Origin of the sequence: Mesorhizobium wenxiniae (assembly GCF_002284535.1) — a bacterium.
GTDB lineage: Bacteria > Pseudomonadota > Alphaproteobacteria > Rhizobiales > Rhizobiaceae > Mesorhizobium > Mesorhizobium wenxiniae.
Genome location: NZ_NPKH01000001.1, coordinates 284,623 through 301,203, shown reverse-complemented (window position 1 = coordinate 301,203; position 16,581 = coordinate 284,623). Strand labels below are relative to the sequence as shown.

The 16,581-nt window shown below is 59.1% G+C and carries 5 protein-coding genes and 11 pseudogenes; 5 read left to right on the top strand and 11 right to left on the bottom strand.

Going from position 1 to position 16,581, the window contains the following annotated elements:
* Positions 1–541: 541 nt before the first annotated feature.
* A pseudogene (locus tag CIT31_RS01415) lies at positions 542–1,499 on the bottom strand (IS481 family transposase).
* A gap of 383 nt (positions 1,500–1,882) precedes the next feature.
* Between CIT31_RS01415 and CIT31_RS01410 the strand changes: the two are divergent.
* Together CIT31_RS01410 and CIT31_RS34835 are read left to right on the top strand one after the other, a co-directional pair.
* Entirely contained in the window at positions 1,883–2,287 is a 405-nt protein-coding gene (locus tag CIT31_RS01410; RefSeq protein ID WP_095517152.1) for a hypothetical protein, read from the top strand.
* 18 nt (positions 2,288–2,305) lie between these two features.
* A pseudogene (locus tag CIT31_RS34835) lies at positions 2,306–3,207 on the top strand (saccharopine dehydrogenase family protein); the annotation flags it as partial.
* A gap of 637 nt (positions 3,208–3,844) precedes the next feature.
* Here CIT31_RS34835 and CIT31_RS01395 read toward each other — a convergent pair.
* Positions 3,845–4,936 (bottom strand): amino acid kinase family protein, encoded by a 1,092-nt coding sequence (locus CIT31_RS01395; RefSeq protein WP_095517149.1) that lies wholly within the window; start codon positions 4,934–4,936, stop codon positions 3,845–3,847.
* A 190-nt stretch (positions 4,937–5,126) separates the two neighbouring features.
* Positions 5,127–6,401 carry a diaminobutyrate--2-oxoglutarate transaminase gene (gene ectB / locus CIT31_RS01390; protein WP_095517148.1) on the bottom strand — a complete coding sequence of 425 codons (1,275 nt, stop codon included), beginning with the start codon at positions 6,399–6,401 and terminating at the stop codon, positions 5,127–5,129.
* Between the two features lie 320 nt (positions 6,402–6,721).
* Here ectB and CIT31_RS01385 point away from each other — a divergent pair.
* Positions 6,722–6,988: pseudogene (locus CIT31_RS01385) on the top strand (transposase); the annotation flags it as partial.
* A gap of 56 nt (positions 6,989–7,044) precedes the next feature.
* Here CIT31_RS01385 and CIT31_RS01380 read toward each other — a convergent pair.
* Positions 7,045–8,229 (bottom strand): annotated as a pseudogene (locus tag CIT31_RS01380) (IS3 family transposase).
* A 38-nt stretch (positions 8,230–8,267) separates the two neighbouring features.
* On the opposite strand from CIT31_RS01380, the pseudogene CIT31_RS01375 reads away from it, so the two are divergent.
* Positions 8,268–8,713: pseudogene (locus CIT31_RS01375) on the top strand (transposase); the annotation flags it as partial.
* Positions 8,714–9,027: 314 nt separating this feature from the next.
* On the opposite strand, the pseudogene CIT31_RS01370 reads toward CIT31_RS01375, so the two are convergent.
* The 6 pseudogenes from CIT31_RS01370 to CIT31_RS35985 form a co-directional block, all read right to left on the bottom strand.
* Positions 9,028–9,234: pseudogene (locus CIT31_RS01370) on the bottom strand (helix-turn-helix transcriptional regulator); the annotation flags it as partial.
* Between the two features lie 72 nt (positions 9,235–9,306).
* Positions 9,307–9,598, bottom strand: a pseudogene (locus tag CIT31_RS01365) (pyridoxal-phosphate dependent enzyme); the annotation flags it as partial.
* A 90-nt stretch (positions 9,599–9,688) separates the two neighbouring features.
* A pseudogene (locus CIT31_RS01360) lies at positions 9,689–9,877 on the bottom strand (4Fe-4S binding protein); the annotation flags it as partial.
* A gap of 257 nt (positions 9,878–10,134) precedes the next feature.
* Positions 10,135–11,021: pseudogene (locus CIT31_RS01355) on the bottom strand (IS3 family transposase); the annotation flags it as partial.
* A gap of 151 nt (positions 11,022–11,172) precedes the next feature.
* Positions 11,173–11,604, bottom strand: a pseudogene (locus tag CIT31_RS34830) (class I tRNA ligase family protein); the annotation flags it as partial.
* A 516-nt stretch (positions 11,605–12,120) separates the two neighbouring features.
* A pseudogene (locus CIT31_RS35985) lies at positions 12,121–12,367 on the bottom strand (1-aminocyclopropane-1-carboxylate deaminase); the annotation flags it as partial.
* A 283-nt stretch (positions 12,368–12,650) separates the two neighbouring features.
* Here CIT31_RS35985 and CIT31_RS01340 point away from each other — a divergent pair.
* The gene (locus tag CIT31_RS01340) at positions 12,651–14,453 is read left to right on the top strand and encodes an ABC transporter ATP-binding protein (protein WP_095517146.1); all 1,803 of its coding nucleotides are present in this window, start codon (positions 12,651–12,653) and stop codon (positions 14,451–14,453) included.
* Positions 14,454–15,179: 726 nt separating this feature from the next.
* On the opposite strand, the gene CIT31_RS01335 is transcribed toward CIT31_RS01340, so the two are convergent.
* Complete coding sequence (locus CIT31_RS01335) at positions 15,180–16,193, bottom strand: 1-aminocyclopropane-1-carboxylate deaminase (protein ID WP_095517145.1); 1,014 nt, start codon at positions 16,191–16,193, stop codon at positions 15,180–15,182.
* Positions 16,194–16,581: the final 388 nt, after the last annotated feature.

Sequence of the window (16,581 nt, the reverse complement as noted above, 5' to 3'; positions counted from 1 at the left end):
CAAGCGTTGGCTGCCCTTTCCGCTCCGGTCGGCAGCTCCTGCCGGCCTACGAAGACAGAGTTTCAAAACTCGTGCCAACTGTCCGCAAAAGCGCCTAGAAAGATTATTCTGCTTACTTTGTAATGCCTTATTAGAGTTCAGCAGGAAGCCAGGCGTAACGGCGCAGTGTCGGATACTCGACAGAACCCGACAGCAGGTGTCATCGCCCCGCATTGGATCCGCCCGGTCGCTGTAACCTCTTCCTTGTCAGGATCATGGCTCGTGCGGTGCGGCTTCAATTCCGCGTTTCCGCTCAGTTTGCGTATGGTCTAGGACAACAGCAGCGCCACGCGTCAACGATCAGCGCCTGGGGCGAGAAGTTTAGCCGGCACTTCGCCAACCAATTCCTCCGCCGCCTGCTGTGGCACCAAATGCATCTCGATGAAATCGTTACCACTCCCGGCCGGTGAGAAGCAGTGGCTTTGGGCGGTCTTCGAGCACCACGAGGATTGCTCCATCCAATCCGCTCTCTCCGAAGCGCTCCCAGCCCAAAGGCAGACCGCTAGCTGTGGAGCCTCAACAGGTTGTCCTCGGTTAGAGCCAGGCGACTGATAGGTGTTTTGGACTTTAGGCTCCCGTGGGGACGGTGCCAATTGTATCTGTGCAACCAGACAGGCAGTTCGGCGGCGCGGTGATCTGATGTCGGATAGGCGATGGCATAGGCCCATTTCGCGCAGCGCCGTCTGGATGAAGCGCTCGGCCTTGCCATTGGTCTTGGGCGTGTAGGGTCTTGTCCTGACGTGCTTGAGGCCGAGATCGCGGCAGGCCTTGGCGAAGGCCTTCGATCTGTAGCAGGAGCCGTTGTCGGTCATGACGCGGGCTATCCTGACGCCGAGGCTGGCGTAGTAGGCCACCGCCGCCTTGAGGAAGGCGATGGCGCTTTCTTTTTTCTCGTCGGGCAGGATCTGCGAGAAGGCGATGCGGGAGGCGTCGTCGATGCAGACATGGACGAACTCCCAACTGCTGCCGCGCGAGCTGGCATTGCCGGTGCGCTTGCCGGTAATGCGATGACCGATGCGCTCGAAACGACCGAGCTTCTTGATGTCGACATGGATCATCTCGCCGGGATGCTCGCGCTCGTAGCGTCGGATCGGCTCGGCCGGTTCGATATCTCTCAGTCGCGACAGTCCAGCACGCTTGAGAACGCGGCTGACGGTGGCGGGCGAGACGCCGACCTCATGGGCGATGTGCTTGCCGGTCCAACGTTGCCGCCGCAGCGCCATGATGCGCTCGGCGATCAACGCAGCGGTGGCCTGTGGCATATGGGCGGGCCGCGAGGAACGGTCGATCATGCCGGGCCGCCCTTCGGACTTGTAGCGCTCGACCCAGCGCGCCACGATCTTGGCCGACACGCCGTAGACGCGCGCCGCATGGGCTTTGGAGAAAGCGCCTTCTATCACCGACAGCGCCATCTCCTCTCGACGCAGCGGCGTGAGACGGGCATTCTTATGGATGTTCATTCGGACCCTCCGGTGAGTGCTGAAGCCTGGTAACTCCAGTCTCCTCGGTCCGGTCCGAATGGACAACCTCCCGAAAGCTCACAGCTAGCTAGCAGCCGTAAATTGTTGACTATTATTTTTTACGAAAACAATGCGCTAGAATTACGAAGGTAACAATAACTTATTGCAACTTAGTAGATCTCTTCTTGCCTATTCAAATCCGAAGGGGCATATCTTTTGTGAACAAAATGCCTGAGTGGAAGAACCATTGGGGCCCTCCTTAACGCGGACATTTCTGCGCGATCTCAGCTGCGAGAGCGAACGGGTGAGGATGCTGCGGGTCACGGCAAAGGACCGTCTTTGCCGCACGATCTGGTGACTTCTAAATAACGGGGAGATTGAAAATGTTTCTCAAAGCCGACGGAAGTGAAGTATGGCTGCAGAGCTCGGCAAGATTGCCGTATCTATCCCTTGCCGGCATTATTGAATCCTCGGAGGACTACGTCGCAATTCGACCAAGGCTGCGTCGGGTTTACAAGCAGCTTTCGGGCATAGCCTCCGACGACGCGTTCCTTGTGCAGGAAATCGAGGACAGTGGCTCCTTGGTTTTCTGCGCCCGACCCGACAAGCACTGCGCCTTGCTGCTGCTGGGAAAATTTCATCGAGGCCGGCAGAGTTGCACACCCTATGCTGTTCTCGAAAACCTCGTCGAAACGATCCGGAACAGTGCAGATGGAATCGGCGGGCAAGTCGGCGCGACCATCCGTTTCGACCTCGTGCAATCCGAGTTGGCGATGCGTGCCCGCTGAAGGAGAGGTCATTAGCCAGCAGATGCGACGGCGGCCTCGCTAGCGAGGCTTCCCGCGCATCCCCGTTTGCGTACGGCAACGCTGGACGCCGACGATCCGGAACAGTTGTGCAGTGTACTGCGGGTAAATTCGCCGTGCTCGCGCGGTGCCGCTACGTCTAACTGTCGGCATTGCCCGTGCTGCAGTTGCCGCCGGGGTGCATTACCTTGATCTGACCGAGGATGTCGGGAGTACGCGCCAGAGCAAAATGCTGGCCGCCGGTCCCACAATGCGCCCTCGCTCCGGCTTTATCTCGATCGTAGCGCATCATCTTACTGCCGGATTCGACCGTGTCGACGCGGTGCGGCTGCGCACGGGCGCTCTGCCAGAGTATCCAGCTAACGCGCTGCATTACAATCTGACCTGGAGCACCGATGGGGTGATCAACCGATTGCGAGCCTTGCGAGGCGATCGCCAATGGCCAACGTGTGGAAGTCCCAGCGCTTGAGGAGTACGAGGAGTTCTCTGTCGACGGCGCGCGGTATGAGGCTTTCAATACTTCCGGTGGTTTGGGCACGCTATGCGATGCCCTGCAGGCCCGAGTGGGGACGCTGAATTATCGCAGTATCCGCTATCCAGGTCACGCCGCCCGAATGAAGGCGCTGCTTCACGATCTTCGTCTGAGCGAGGGCGTGAACTGTTGTCATTGTCAGCGGACACAAGCAGGGCCGCCTGATCCAGGAAACCTACTTCAACAAAATTTACTATCAGGTGATCAACGGCAAGCCGACGAGCGCATCCAGGCGACCACGGCGGCTGGCATCTGCACTGTGCTCGACCTGCTGGCTAACGGCCGGCTGCCGCAGCAGGGACTGATCTGCCAGGAGCAGATTAAGTTGCCGGAATTCCTGGCCAATCGCTTCGGCGCCCTTTATGCCTCTGCATCCGCTGCGCCACGGTCGTCCGAGACTCTGAGCTGCAACGCTCTCGTCCGTCTCGTCGACCGGTCCGTCGGGAATTGGCCGGCGTCGGCACGGTCGCCGCTATCAATCAAGCCCGGCGGGTTCGCTCTGCCGAAGCGAGGCTTCGTCGCTTCGACCAGGCCGACGCCGAAAGCTCCGGCCAGCGAGCCAAATACCTTCTCTGTCGCCGGGTTGATCACCGGCAGATGTAATTCCGTCTTTCCATCACTACTAGTCTGCAGCTGCTGCTGACGAAAGCTCATAGCTCGCGGCGTGGCACATTGCATGCTCAGCTTGAGTGACTCAATAGGTCCAGACCAGTCGATATCCGGATCGTGGGGTCGCGCCTCCACATTTTCATCACAATGGTAGCGGCGGTCGGCGTGGGCGCCCGCACTGACCGGCTAGCAGGTTCGATACTATTTGGCATGAAGGCGAACTGCGCCCGCATCACGGCTAAAGCGGCGCAAAACGGCTGCGCCACCAGCAACCAGCATCAGCGTGAACGATGGAAACATGAGGAGGCATCCAGACCCAAATGGATTACCGTGGATTTCCCGGCGTATTGTTGTGCGAATGAGCAGCAGATATAGGCTGGAGGGCTGCCCAGCCATTCTCACCGAGAGGGTGCGCCAACGGCTGCAGGATACATTCGTTCGTGGATTTGGCGTGCCAAGGCAATGGCCCGGTCATAATCGCCGACCACGTGGACGCGCAACACGGAAGAATCGAGTTCCGTCACCACGTTTTTTGAACCAATGAACACCGGGACAGTGTCCGACAGTGCGACAAGTCGAAGGGCAAAATCGATATCGCTTACAATGCATATCACTACCCCGTGGCCGTCCTCCACGCGGATCGCGTTGATGTCGTGTCGAGCAAGAAGCGCGCAAAGGTTGTCGCATTCTTCAAGGGTGGCACACGAAAACACCGGGATCTCGCGAGCTACGGTCACAGAGCGGGCGTTCCCATGGCCAGTCACGATCGTACCGGTGATGACGCCGTCGCTGGTCAGCGATTTGCAAACAATGGTGACGTTGTGCGTTTCGGCGTAATGCACCGCCCTGTGGTGCAGTACCTTCGCACCATGTCGCGACATCTGTAGCATCGCGCGATAAGAAATCTCCGGAATCAGTTGTGCTCCTGCGACCAAGTAAGGGTCTGCCGTATAGACGCCTGGAACATCCGAGTAGATTTCGCAAGTGTGCTCTCCCAACATGGACGCAATTGCGATAGCTGACAGGTCAGAGCTGTTTCTGCCGAGAAACGTTAACCGACCGGACTGATCAATTGCCTGGGCACCCGCGGCAACAACGACGTGATGCTCCTGCAGTGCTGCCAGGATTGGCGTGGGGTCCACGCTTTTGATAGACGCGCGACCGAAATCCGAATTCGTACGTATTCCAAGGGAATATCCGTTCAAAGATATGGCTGGAATACCCAGCCGGCTGATGGCAGCCTCCAAAAGGGAGGCACTGAGCATCTCTCCGGTCGCAAGTGCCCCATCGAGATTTGATGGCGATGCTTGCTTGTTGACGTCGAGCATGACCGCTTTCAAGTTGCAAGTGGTGCCTGACATCGCGCTGACCACGGCAACGATTTTGTGTTCGCCAGCCGCCAGTCGGTCGGCCAGATGCCCAGCAATTCGCCCGTAGTCCTTGGGATGCAGAAAAGAAGAGCCCCCGAATTTCAGAATCGTCGCATTCATGTTCCACCAATCACGTTGTCGGCAATCTGCAAAGCTGTTAGGTCAGAGATGCTTGATCGGCACGGCACAACATTGGGAAGGGCTCAACGGGGCGGACGGTCGACCCCGGAGCGTGATCCTGTCCATCTTCGATTCCGCTGCGGCGGATAAAGAAAATCACCCCACTGTCTATGCATACAGCCTCGACCGATTAGACGCTTGCGTGCACAGAACTGTCCAATATGTCGAGACCGCGTTGAAGCGTCTCCCCATCGATCGTCAAAGGGGGAAGAAGCTTGACAACCTGGTCCTCCGCGCCGCATCGCTCTACCACCAGCCCACCTTCAAAGGCCCTGTGCACGATTTTCTCGGCCAGTTTGCCTGTATTGCAATCGAGCCCGAGCATCATGCCCCTTCCGCGCACGGAAAGGCTAGGATCGCCGCTACTTTGAGCAATCTGCTGAAGGCGCTGGTTGAGAATTCGCCCTGTTTCCGTAACGCCGTGAGACAGCTTTTCATCCGTCCAATATTTTCGTAACGCAGAAGCCCCAGTCACAAGCGCGAGATTGTTGCCTCTGAATGTTCCATTGTGTTCGCCGGGCTGCCAAACGTCTATTTCAGGTTTGAGCAGCAAAAGGGATAGCGGCAGTCCACAGCCGCTGAGAGACTTTGACAAAACAATTATATCTGGCGATAAATCGGCAAATTCGAAACTGAAGAAACTACCTGTTCGTCCGCAACCTGCCTGAATGTCATCAACAATCAGAAGGACGCCGTTCCTTCGGCAAAGTAGCTCGAGCGACTGCAGCCAAATCTTGCTCGCAGGATTTATGCCTCCCTCGCCTTGAACTGTTTCCAGAATGATGGCAGCAGGAAGATCGACACCACTGCTTGCATCAGCAAGCACCTTGCCCAGATATTCCGAAGTGTCCTGATCGGCTCCCCAATAGCCGTCATAAGGCATGAACACTGCACCGACTAGCGTTAATCCTGCCGCACCCCGGTGGGTTCGATTACCCGTTACCGCAAGCGCGCCCAAGCTCACTCCATGAAAGCCGTTGGTGAATGAAATTACAGTTTGCCGACCCGTGGCCTTCCGTGCGAGCTTTAACGCCGCTTCCACGGCATTGGCCCCGGTAGGACCGGGAAACTGAAATTTGTATGTCATGTCACGTGGACGTAATATTGTGGCGTCAAAATACTCCATAAACTCTCTTTTTGCAGAAGTAGCCATGTCTAACCCATGAATAATTCCGCCTGACTCCAGGTATTTCTTTGCGTCATTTAGAAAATCCGAATCATTGTGACCGTAGTTGAGGACGCCCGCGCCGGAGAGAAAATCGATAAACTCTGAGCCATTCTCGTCCTCGAGAATGGCTCCCGCAGCTTTCCTGAACACAACAGGAAACGTTCGAGAATACGCTCGCACGTTCGATTCGAGGGTTTCGAAGGCAAGTAAGGAGTTTGAGGTATTCTCTTCAAGCATAGTCTTTCCTCGACCAAATGATGGCGCCATAGCATCGAAATTGGAATCAAAATGGCTTCGTAGGGTTATAGACGGCAAGCTCGACCAGTGCGCCTACCTAGAATGGTAGGATCGTCACAAACACATTGGAGAGATGTTGGATCGTCCAGCCAAGGCCGAGGCTGAAACCCAACTAGAGAGTCAACGTGAACCTGGCGACCGGCACGCACTCGGTCCAGTCCGCAGCGATATCGGTCAGAACCATCTCGGCAGAAAGCTACCAGACGAGGGGGTGCCGAAGGGTGCGGCGTCCCCAGCCCAGAACGTGCTACAAGGGCTAGTGCCACCTGCCGCTCTACGTCTTCTGCGGCCGGCATCTGCTGGCGGCAAAGCTCAGGCGTTCCAACATTCACGCCAGCAAGGGAGCGTCGAGGAGGTTGCGCGGATCGTGAGGCAAATCCGCAAGTCGTGGCCCCGAGGTCCGCGCCATCCTGCGCCGATCCCGGCTTGCCCGCGAGGCGCTGATGGCCTGGTGCGAGCAAAACCGCGTCGACTATGTCTTCGGGGTCGCCCGCAACGAGCGGCTTGTAACGAAGATCGCCCCCGCCTGGCGGAAGCCTGCCGGGGTCCAAGGCAAGTGGTCAGGTGACCTGCCACTGAACTTTCATCCAGTGACGATTAGAGCCTCGACCGTTTCTGTTACGCCGTATCGCGCGGTTTGAGCAACCGGCGGAGACGCGAAGCCTTCATTGAGCGCAGCGTGGGAGCCGGTTGCGGCTAGGGTTCCGGCGAAGGCCGCCGGGGTGTGGTAGCCGAGCGAGGAATGCGGCCTCGCGGTGTTGAAGTCCTGCCTCCATTCGGCAATGGCACTGCGGGCGTGGTCGAGGCCGAAGAACAGGCTCTCGTTCAACAGCTCGTCGCGCATTCGGCCGTTGAAGGATTCGACGTAGCCATTTTGCATCGGCTTGCCCGGCGCGATGTAGTGCCATTCGACGCGATGATCCTTCGACCAGGTGAGGATGGCGTTCGAGGTGAACTCTGTGCCGTGGTCGGAAACGATCATGTCCGGCTTGCCGCGCCAGGCGATCAGGTCAGTCAGTTCCCGAGCAACGCGCCGGCCGGAGATCGACGTGTCCGGGATCGCGGCAAGGCATTCGCGCGTCACGTCGTCGACGATGTTCAGCACCCGGAACCGCCGCCCGCAGGCGAACTGATCATGGACGAAGTCCAGCGACCAGCGCGCGTTCGGCTTCGCCTCAACCAGGATCGGCGCCCGCGTGCCGACCGCTCGTCGCCGTGCCCGGCGCTTGCGCACCGTCGGGCCCTCCTCGCGGTAGAGCCGGTAGATGCGATTGACCCCTGATGGCTCGCCCTCGCGCTGGAGCAGAATGAACAGGCGTCGATAGCCGAAGCGGCGGCGCTCGTTGGCGAGGTCGCGTAACCTTGCGCAGCTCCGTCTCCGGCGGACGCCGGGACCGATAGCGGACGATCTTGCGATCGGCACCGACGAAGGAACAGGCCCGACGCTCCGACACGCCCATGACGGCCTGCAGATGCGCGACGGCTTCGCGCTTGGCGGCGGGCCCTACCATTTTTTTGAAAGAAGCTCGCGCAGTGCCGACGCTTCGAGCATCTGGTCGGCGAGCAGTTTCTTCAGCTTCGCGTTCTCGTCTTCCAAGGCTTTCAGCCGTTTGGCATCGGAGACGTCCATCAGCCATACTTCGCCTTCCAGTTATACAGCGTCGCCTCGGAGATCCCATGCTTGCGCGCCAGGTCGCCCGCCTTTGCTCCCGCCTCATGCTCACGCAGAACCGTGATGATCTGCTTCTGTAAACCGCCTTCTCTTCATCAGTCCGTCCTTCAATCGAGGCCGGACTCTAATCTCAGATGGAGGAAATTACCCGTGGCAGGTCACAGGTCGCACGCGTCTTTGGCGACTTTCCTGTGGTTGACGAAAGAAGGGCTGTGGCTCAGGCCGAGTGCACGACGCTGGGTGCCAATCCGCGCTTTATCGTGTCGTCCTCAAGCCAGAGCGCTGGGCGGCACGGGCGCTATCCGTCTACCCGATCGCACCAGCGCCCATACCTGCGCGCCAATCGTTGCGGCTTTGGTTTGCCTCGTTTGTCTACGTTCTCATTTGCGCCTTGCGCCGCCTCGGCCTCGCCCACACCCGGCTCGCCGAGCCCACCTGCGGCACGATCGAGTTGAAGCTACTGAAAATCGGTGCGCGGGTCCGCGTCTCGGTACGGCGCATCAAGGTCGCGATGGCTTCGGCGTGTCCCTATGCCGACGAATTCGCCCTGGCACACGCCCGAATACGCGCCGCGGCCAGATGGCGCCGCAGGACCCGAACCCTTCCCGCCAACAAAAGAGGTACATTGCACAAGCTCAAATCGCCGCACACACGCGGCGATTGCGCATCGTCTTCGGGATCGGAGCACGATACCGGCTCCTGGCCAGGCCAAAACACCGCCTAGCGCCAGATGCGGTGAGAAAAACGGGCTAGCAGTCACTCCCGATCTTGTCCGACTAGTGCAGCCACGCACCGAGGGTGCAACTCAAGGTCTGGCGCCGTAAAGAATGCACAGTTCTTGCCAGCGTTAAACTCTGATTGTGAGTCTGCCTTTTATCGAAGTAAGAGATCTCCTTACAATTCTATGATTCCCATGTTGATTGCCTTTATAGCAGCGACCGTTCTGCTGCCACAATCCAGTTTCCGCATCCCATTTTTTATATGGAAATTGACAGTATTATATGATATATTTAGGATTTTTCCTATCTCCCACGAAGATTTTCCTCTCGCCACCCAGCTAATGCACTCCTTTTCTCTAACTGAGAGACTAAATGGCTTCTCAACCTTCCGTCGCGCTTGCGTCATTGTACACCTCGCTCGTCGGCACGGCAGGGATGTTGCAATCTGTCGACGTCAACCGTTGCGAAAGGTGTAGCCGTACCCGTTGATCGCCGAGATGTGCGTAGAGGACCCTCGATCCCTGTGGAAAGAAGCCCCTTTGGACGAGATCGATCATCCCTTGCATCGATTTGCCCTCGTAAACGGGATCGGTAATCATGCCCTCGAGCCGCGCGCACAGACGGACCGCCGTCTTGGTTTCCTCCGATGGAACGCCATAACGCGGGTATGCGTAGTCCTCGAGCAATACCACGTCTTCCTCCACAAGTTCCGTCCCGAGATCGACGAGCATCGCTGTATGTTGGGCTAGCGTTGCCGCAAAGAACCGGAACTGAGCCGGCAAAAGATCATGAAGGGCAACTCCGATCTCCTGGTTCTGTCTCGTCAAACATGCTGCTCATGCTCCGATCTGGTCGGCCGCGACATGGGTCTGGCAGTTCTTAGGGCAGACGCGCCCGCAGGCTCCGCAACCAATGCATCGGCCGGCATGGTCGATGACCATGATCATGCGATTGAGCTCACCATCGAAGTCGTCGTTACCGCCATCGCAGGCGCCGAGGATTTCATCCGCATCATCGACACCGTATGCGCGTGCTGGTTCTTCTCTCAAAAAAGCAACACACCGGTTAGGGAGACCATCACTCGACTAGGCGCATTCGCATGCGGTCCGCCCTCACCCACTGTTGCCGCATCTCAATCAGCAAAGGCCGTGCCAGCGACGCCTAGCCCGCATTAAGTGTATGGTTGTGCTAAGAAAAACGTACGGGCACCAACACGGCGTTGTCTTGAACCTGACATGTTTTCTGCCGCTGTCGGGTTTTGGACACGCATCGCGGCGTGGGTTGTGCCCTGCTGGGCGGGTGAAGCGACGGGCGCTGGCGCGGAGCCTTTGGCATAGCGCAGCGCGAGCGACCGTCGCGGATTGAAGGTGCTGGCGAACTCGGCCGGGGTCTGCCAGGCGATTTGGGAGTGCGGCCGCGCGGTGTTGTAGTCGGCGTGCCACAGGGCGATGGCTACGCGCGCCTGAGCCAGCGAGGTGAACAGCGTCTCGTTGAGCAGTTCATCGCGCAGTCGGCCGTTGAAGCTCTCGATGAAGCCATTCTGCATCGGCTTGCCGGGCGCAATGTAATGCCATCGACGCGGTTCTGATCCGCCCAGGCGAGGATGGCGTTCGAGGTGAACTCGCTGCCATTGTCGCTGACGATCATCCTCGGCCGGCCCCGCTCGGTGATGAGCCGGTCCAATTCGCGGGCAACCCGCATGCCCGAGAGAGACGTATCAACGATGAGTGCCAGCCACTCTCTCGTGCAGTCGTCGACGACGGCCAGGATGCGGAAGCGGCGCCCGTCGGTGAGCTGGTCCGATACGAAGTCGAGCGACCAGCGCTCGTCGGGCCTCAGCGGCACCAGCATCGGCGCCCTGGTCCCGATCGCCCGCTTGCGGCCGCCACGGCGGCGAACGGCGAGCTTCTCCTCCCGATAGAGCCGGAACAGCTTCTTGTGGTTCACGACCAGGCCCTCCCGCCTCAGCATCACGAGAAGACGCCGGTAGCCGAACCGGCGACGCTCTTGCGCGATCGCCTTCATCCGCTCGCGAACGTCGCGGTCGTCCGGCCTGCTGGTCTCGTAGCGAACCGTCATGCGGCAACAGCCGATGGCTTTACACGCCCGCCGTTCGCTCATCCCTAAGCCTTCCTTCAGGCGAGCGACAGCTTTCCGCTTGGCCGCGGGCGGGAAAAAGACGTCGCGCCGCTGCATAGTCTGGCGCCTGACGGTAGATCACGCAATCGCGCACGAAATCGCATGCCTGCGCGGCCGCGCGCCTGACCGAGAAGCCATCATCCGAATAGGCGCGTTCCATCGCCGCGCGATGGATCTCTATTCAAGCAAAGAAGGCGCGGTCGGCCGGAGCCCAGTCGCCTGCGTCGGGCACACGGCCACCAAAGTCCTGCTTGATTTCCTGGTCCAGCTCATCAAGCCAATTCAGCCATATCCGTTTGAATATCTCGTTCTCGGTGCGACGTAGCGCGTCCCGCGTGAAGTTCGTCCGCTCACCTTCCGGGCGTGTCAGGCCCAAATGAAGAGGCAGGATGTCGACTGTGTTTGGGCTCAGAACCTCCTTCCCCCAGACCGCATGGCCGCGGCTGGTTGAGAGCTTCTGGCCGTCGAGCAGGTAGAACTCATTCACGTGATAGCGGATGCGCGGCGTCCAGTGGGAGAACACCTTGGCATAAAGAGCGGGGTAGAGTAGCGCGTGGTAGAAGGAACTGTCGAAACCCAAGAAATGGACGATCTGCCAGTCATTGCTGGGCGTCGCCGCATTCCAGTCGCGACCAAACCTTCCGCCGGCGGCCGATTTATAACGTCGCCGTCATCTTGCCGCTAGGGCCAATAGGCGGGCTCCGCACCGGAAATTAGGGACGGCCGGCAACCCAAGTTTACGGACTGTGGCGCGGAAACGGCTCTTGCCACCTCCTCGCAGCGCGAGTCTGAAAAAGATGCCTTCGGAAGGCGCGGCCTCCAGGAGGTCTCTCCCGTCTTGCGGAAGATCGAGGCGAGATTCGGATGCCTTCTTCACTCACTCGAGGCGCAGCGCTAAAGACGGTCACACAGCTAGGTCGGGGACATGTATGTGGCCCATCCTGCAGCATCACGAGCCTGACGATTTTGTCCTCGCGCCGGCAAGACGCATTCGGTCAGCAGCTTTGTCGAGGCTGCCGTCAGGAGGTTCGGGAAGGAGATATTCCGGGAAGGCGAAGGCGTTGACGAGGTGGGCCGCAACGCAGGAACAACCTGGCACTGATCCAAACAGACAAACGTTTGTTTCGGGCCGTACCTCTGCTCCCATGATTTGCTCAAGAGAAAATGTCGCCGACCCGGTCGTAGTCTGCATCCTCATGCGGACCCAGCTCTCCTGAAGTAGACGACATCTCATGCCAATCTTGGCGGCAACCGTCGCGATCATACAGTTTGGACTGCCACTCCGCGATGGAGACAAGTATGTCGACATCTGGTCGCGTCAGGTATGACGTATTGAACTTACGCCGCTTGCTTTCGCCGAATGCAAGATTGCCGTTGCGGAGAAGCCCCTTTAGATCCTGTCGTCAATGTCCGCATTTGCCTCCATCCACCGCCGGTTGTCGAGTCCGTGACAATTGTGCTTGGCCGGCCGGACTCTCAACGCGTTGAGCAAAGATGCAGATCTGAGCCTTTTTTGTAGTTGGCACAACTTTTGATAGGACCGTTGAGGGGCAGCAGGGGCTGTCCACCGATCTTGTTGTGGTGGGTGATGTCGAAAATTCCAGTTTTGTCATTTAACTTCTTTGGGACCGAGCGTGTTGATGCGCCCGCTTGGAAACTATGAAACGTTTCCCCTTCCATGGGCGCGGCGCCACTGGTCGCGACGTACTCGCCTTCACTGTCCGCCACTGGAGCCGGCAGCCGGTGCGGCTCGCGATCATCATGGCTGCGATGCTTGCCTCCACGCTGGCTGACGTGCTGATGCCGGTCTATTCAGGTCGTCTCATCGATGCTGTTGCAGGTGGCGCTGCTGTGGCAGCACCAGCCTGGCATTCGGCCCTTGCAGCCTTCTCTGTACCGATTGCGCTTGCGCTCGCTGCCATTGCCATGCGCCACATCGCCTTCATTGGCCTGAACGACCTTTTGCTGAAGATGATGTCTGATGTCGCGAACGAAGCGTTCTATCATGTCCAGCGCTTTTCGACAGACTGGCATGCGAACAGCTTCGCCGGCTCGACAGTGCGCAAGATAACGCGCGGCATGTGGGCGCTCGACCCCCTAAACAGCACAATATTGGTCGCGCTGTTCCCGTCCTTTATCATCTTGGTAGGTTCGACGGCGCTGCTCGGCTGGCACTGGCTGGTCATGGGGCTGATCTTTGCTTGCGGCTCTCTGATCTATCTTGCCTTTTCGATTTCGCTGTCGCTCAGCTATGTCGCGCCGGCGGCGAGCCTTGCCAACCAATCGGACACAAAGCTCGGCGGCGCGCTTGCGGACGCGGTCAGTTGCAACGCTGTGGTCAAAGGCTTCGGCGCCGAGGTACGCGAAGACGCGCGCCTTGCAAATATCATGACCAAATGGCGGCACCGCACGCGCAGGAGTTGGGTGCGCGTGACGAACATTGGCTCAATCCAAGGCGTCACTTTGGTTGCGCTCAGGGTGGCGGTGATCGGATATGCCCTGCTTCTGTGGTCGCATGGACAGGCAACGCCTGGCGAGATAGCCTATGTACTCACGTCCTTCATCGTCCTCCAGGGCTATCTGCGTGATGCCGGCATGCATGTCCGCAACGTGCAACGCTCAGTTAATGATATGGAAGAACTGGTGGCCATCCACAATCAGCAGCTGGATGTTGCCGATCGTCCAGAGGCCAAGCCGATCCGGATCACGACGGGCCGCATCGATTTCCAGAACGTCCACTTCCGCTACGCCAACCATCCCCTGCCGCTCTATAGCGAATGTTCGCTGTCGATTGAGGCTGGCGAAAGGGTTGGGTTGGTTGGGCCCTCCGGTTCCGGCAAGACAACATTCGTGAAGCTCATCCAGAGACTCTACGACCTGAGCGGCGGCCGGATCCTGATAGACGGTCAGGACGTCTCCGAGGTGACCCAAGAGTCCCTTCGTTCGCAGATCGCGATCGTGCAGCAGGAGCCTATCCTGTTTCACAGGTCGCTTGCCGAGAACATCGCCTATGGCCGGCCTGGCGCGAGCCAGGCCGAGATTGAGCAAGCGGCACGGCTGGCCAGTGCGCACGACTTCATCGCGCCCCTGCCGAAGGGCTATGGGACATTGGTCGGCGAAAGGGGTTTGAAGCTCTCCGGCGGCGAGCGCCAGCGCGTGGCGATCGCGCGCGCCTTCCTCGCGAACGCGCCGATCCTTATCCTGGATGAGGCCACATCGAGCCTCGATTCGGAATCCGAGGTGCTCATTCAACAAGCGGTGGATCGGTTGATGGTGGGTCGAACGACACTCGTCATCGCACACCGGCTGTCGACAGTCCGCTCGCTCGATCGGCTGCTCGTCTTCGATCGTGGCCGCATCATGGAGGACGGCGATCATGCCGCGCTGATCGATCTCGATGGTGGCATTTACCGCCGCCTCTTCGAACGGCAGGCGTTGGAACTAGCGAAGGGCCTGGCCTGAGCTCCAACCGGGTTGCGCGATGCGCCGAGCCGTTGCCGGAGAGGCGTGTGGCAGTGAGGCCTTACCGACGAGCCGGGGGCGTTACGGCCGGCAAAACCAGCACGGCCGGAACTGTCCGCCGGGCGGGCGGGCGGGAATGCACCACGTCTAAGCTTCGGCGAATGCGCGCAGTTACACGCGGGCACCGAATTGTCGCGCCTCACGGCGAACGCACCAAAAGGGCGGGAATCTCGGCGGTCATTTGGGTCCGGGAAGTGTGCGGCCCTCGCCGTTACCCACATTTCGCCAAAGGAAGCGAAGTCAACGCACATTGAAGAGGGCGGTGCTTCCCGGCCGGCTGGGAGCCCTGTCGCTGGCCCAACCTGCCGCACGCCGGCCACGTCAACGCATCAAACTCCCTTCGGTTCGCAAAGTCGTCCCCTCGGAGACCCGGAAGCGCAAGAGCTCCGCAGTCTTCGTTCAACTCTCGCCATCTGCTCCGGGGGATTGGATTCCGTTCCTTTGCTAACAGAGTGGCAGCTGAGCACGAACTCGCCGGCCTCGTGTCTTTCGATTACGGCCAACGGCATAGGAAGAGATTGGATTCGCCGGCCCTCTGCGGACCGAATGAACAGTTCTACAGATCATCGACGTCCGCGAAATTGACCTCGGCCTTTCCGGCCCAGCGCTGAACGGTGTTATGCACGTCCGGTACGGCAGGACGGCGGAATCGCAGTCTGCCGAATGTCAGCCGTTTCGAAAGGTGTAGCCGTACCCGTTGATCGCCGGCGCGCCGCCTAGATGTGCGTAGAGGACCCTCGATCCCTCTGGAAAGAAGCCCCTCTGGACGAGGTCGATCATCCCTTGCATCGATTTGCCCTCGTAAACGGGATCGGTAATCATGCCCTCGAGCCGCGCGCACAGACGGATTGCCTCTTTGGTTTCCTCCGATGGAACGCCATAACCCGGATACGCGTAGTCCTTGAACAACACCACGTCTGCCTCCACAATTTCCGCTCCGAGGTGGACGAGCTTCGCTGTATTTCGGGCGATGCCAAGCACCTGCGCCTTAGTCTTGGCGGGCATGGCGGAGGCATCGATACCGATCACGTTGCGCTGTCGACCGTCCTTGGCGAACCCGACGAGCATGCCGCCGTGGGTTGAACCAGTCACCGTACAGACGACGATATAGTCGAAGGCAAACCCAAGCTGCTTTTCCTGGGCGCGCACCTCCTCAGCGAACCCCACATAGCCCAGGCCGCCGTATTTGTGGACAGAGGCGCCGGCCGGTATCGCATAGGGCCTGCCGCCCCTTGCCTTGACCTCATAAAGTGCCTTTTCCCAGCTGCGGCGGATGCCGATGTCAAAGCCCTCGTCAACCAGGCGCACCTCTGCCCCCATGATGCGGCTCAAGAGGATATTGCCGACCCGGTCGTAGACGGCATCCTCATGTGGGACCCAGCTCTCCTGGACCAGGAGGCATTTCATGCCGATCTTGGCGGCGACCGCAGCGACCATGCGCGTATGGTTGGACTGGACGCCACCGATTGTGACGAGCGTATCGGCATCTGACGCGATCGCGTCGGGCACAATGTACTCGAGCTTGCGCAGCTTGTTTCCGCCGAGCGCGAGACCAGAGTTGCAGTCCTCGCGTTTGGCGTAGATTTCCACCTTGTCGCCCAGATGCTTGCCGAGGCGGTCGAGCCTCTCGATCGGCGTGGGCCCAAAGGTGAGCGGATAACGTTCGAATTTTTCCAGCATGCTCTCTCCAGCAAAAAAGTACCTGAACCGGCTACGCACCGGTCAGCCCAAGGGTGTGTGTGATCAAAGCCACCCGTCTTTCGAAGCGGGTGCAGAAGACGTTCATCGTTATTGCAGCACCGAGTTTGTCATTGCGACAAGCAGACCGCATCCGGCGTGCTGCGATGACTCTTATGTGCCTAATCGACCCAACACCCGCATCTCCCGGCCTAAGGACAAACCGAATGTGGTCGCGTCCCACTGCCAAATACAGATCCCCTATATCGATCAGCGCAGTGATCAGAGGGTTACCAAAAGTGGTGTGGGCCTGAGCACTGATAATGTCATCCGCGCATCAAAGCAGCAGCACATGCTGGGTAATTGACTTAGCTCGGACACAGCTGAAAAT

Bases quoted from the DNA above. Each gene is read 5' to 3' on its own strand.
- CIT31_RS01410 (WP_095517152.1), top strand. From the start codon at position 1,883: ATGTTTCTCAAAGCCGACGGAAGTGAAGTATGGCTGCAGAGCTCGGCA.
- CIT31_RS01395 (WP_095517149.1), bottom strand. From the start codon at position 4,936: ATGAATGCGACGATTCTGAAATTCGGGGGCTCTTCTTTTCTGCATCCC.
- ectB (WP_095517148.1), bottom strand. From the start codon at position 6,401: ATGCTTGAAGAGAATACCTCAAACTCCTTACTTGCCTTCGAAACCCTC.
- CIT31_RS01340 (WP_095517146.1), top strand. From the start codon at position 12,651: ATGAAACGTTTCCCCTTCCATGGGCGCGGCGCCACTGGTCGCGACGTA.
- CIT31_RS01335 (WP_095517145.1), bottom strand. From the start codon at position 16,193: ATGCTGGAAAAATTCGAACGTTATCCGCTCACCTTTGGGCCCACGCCG.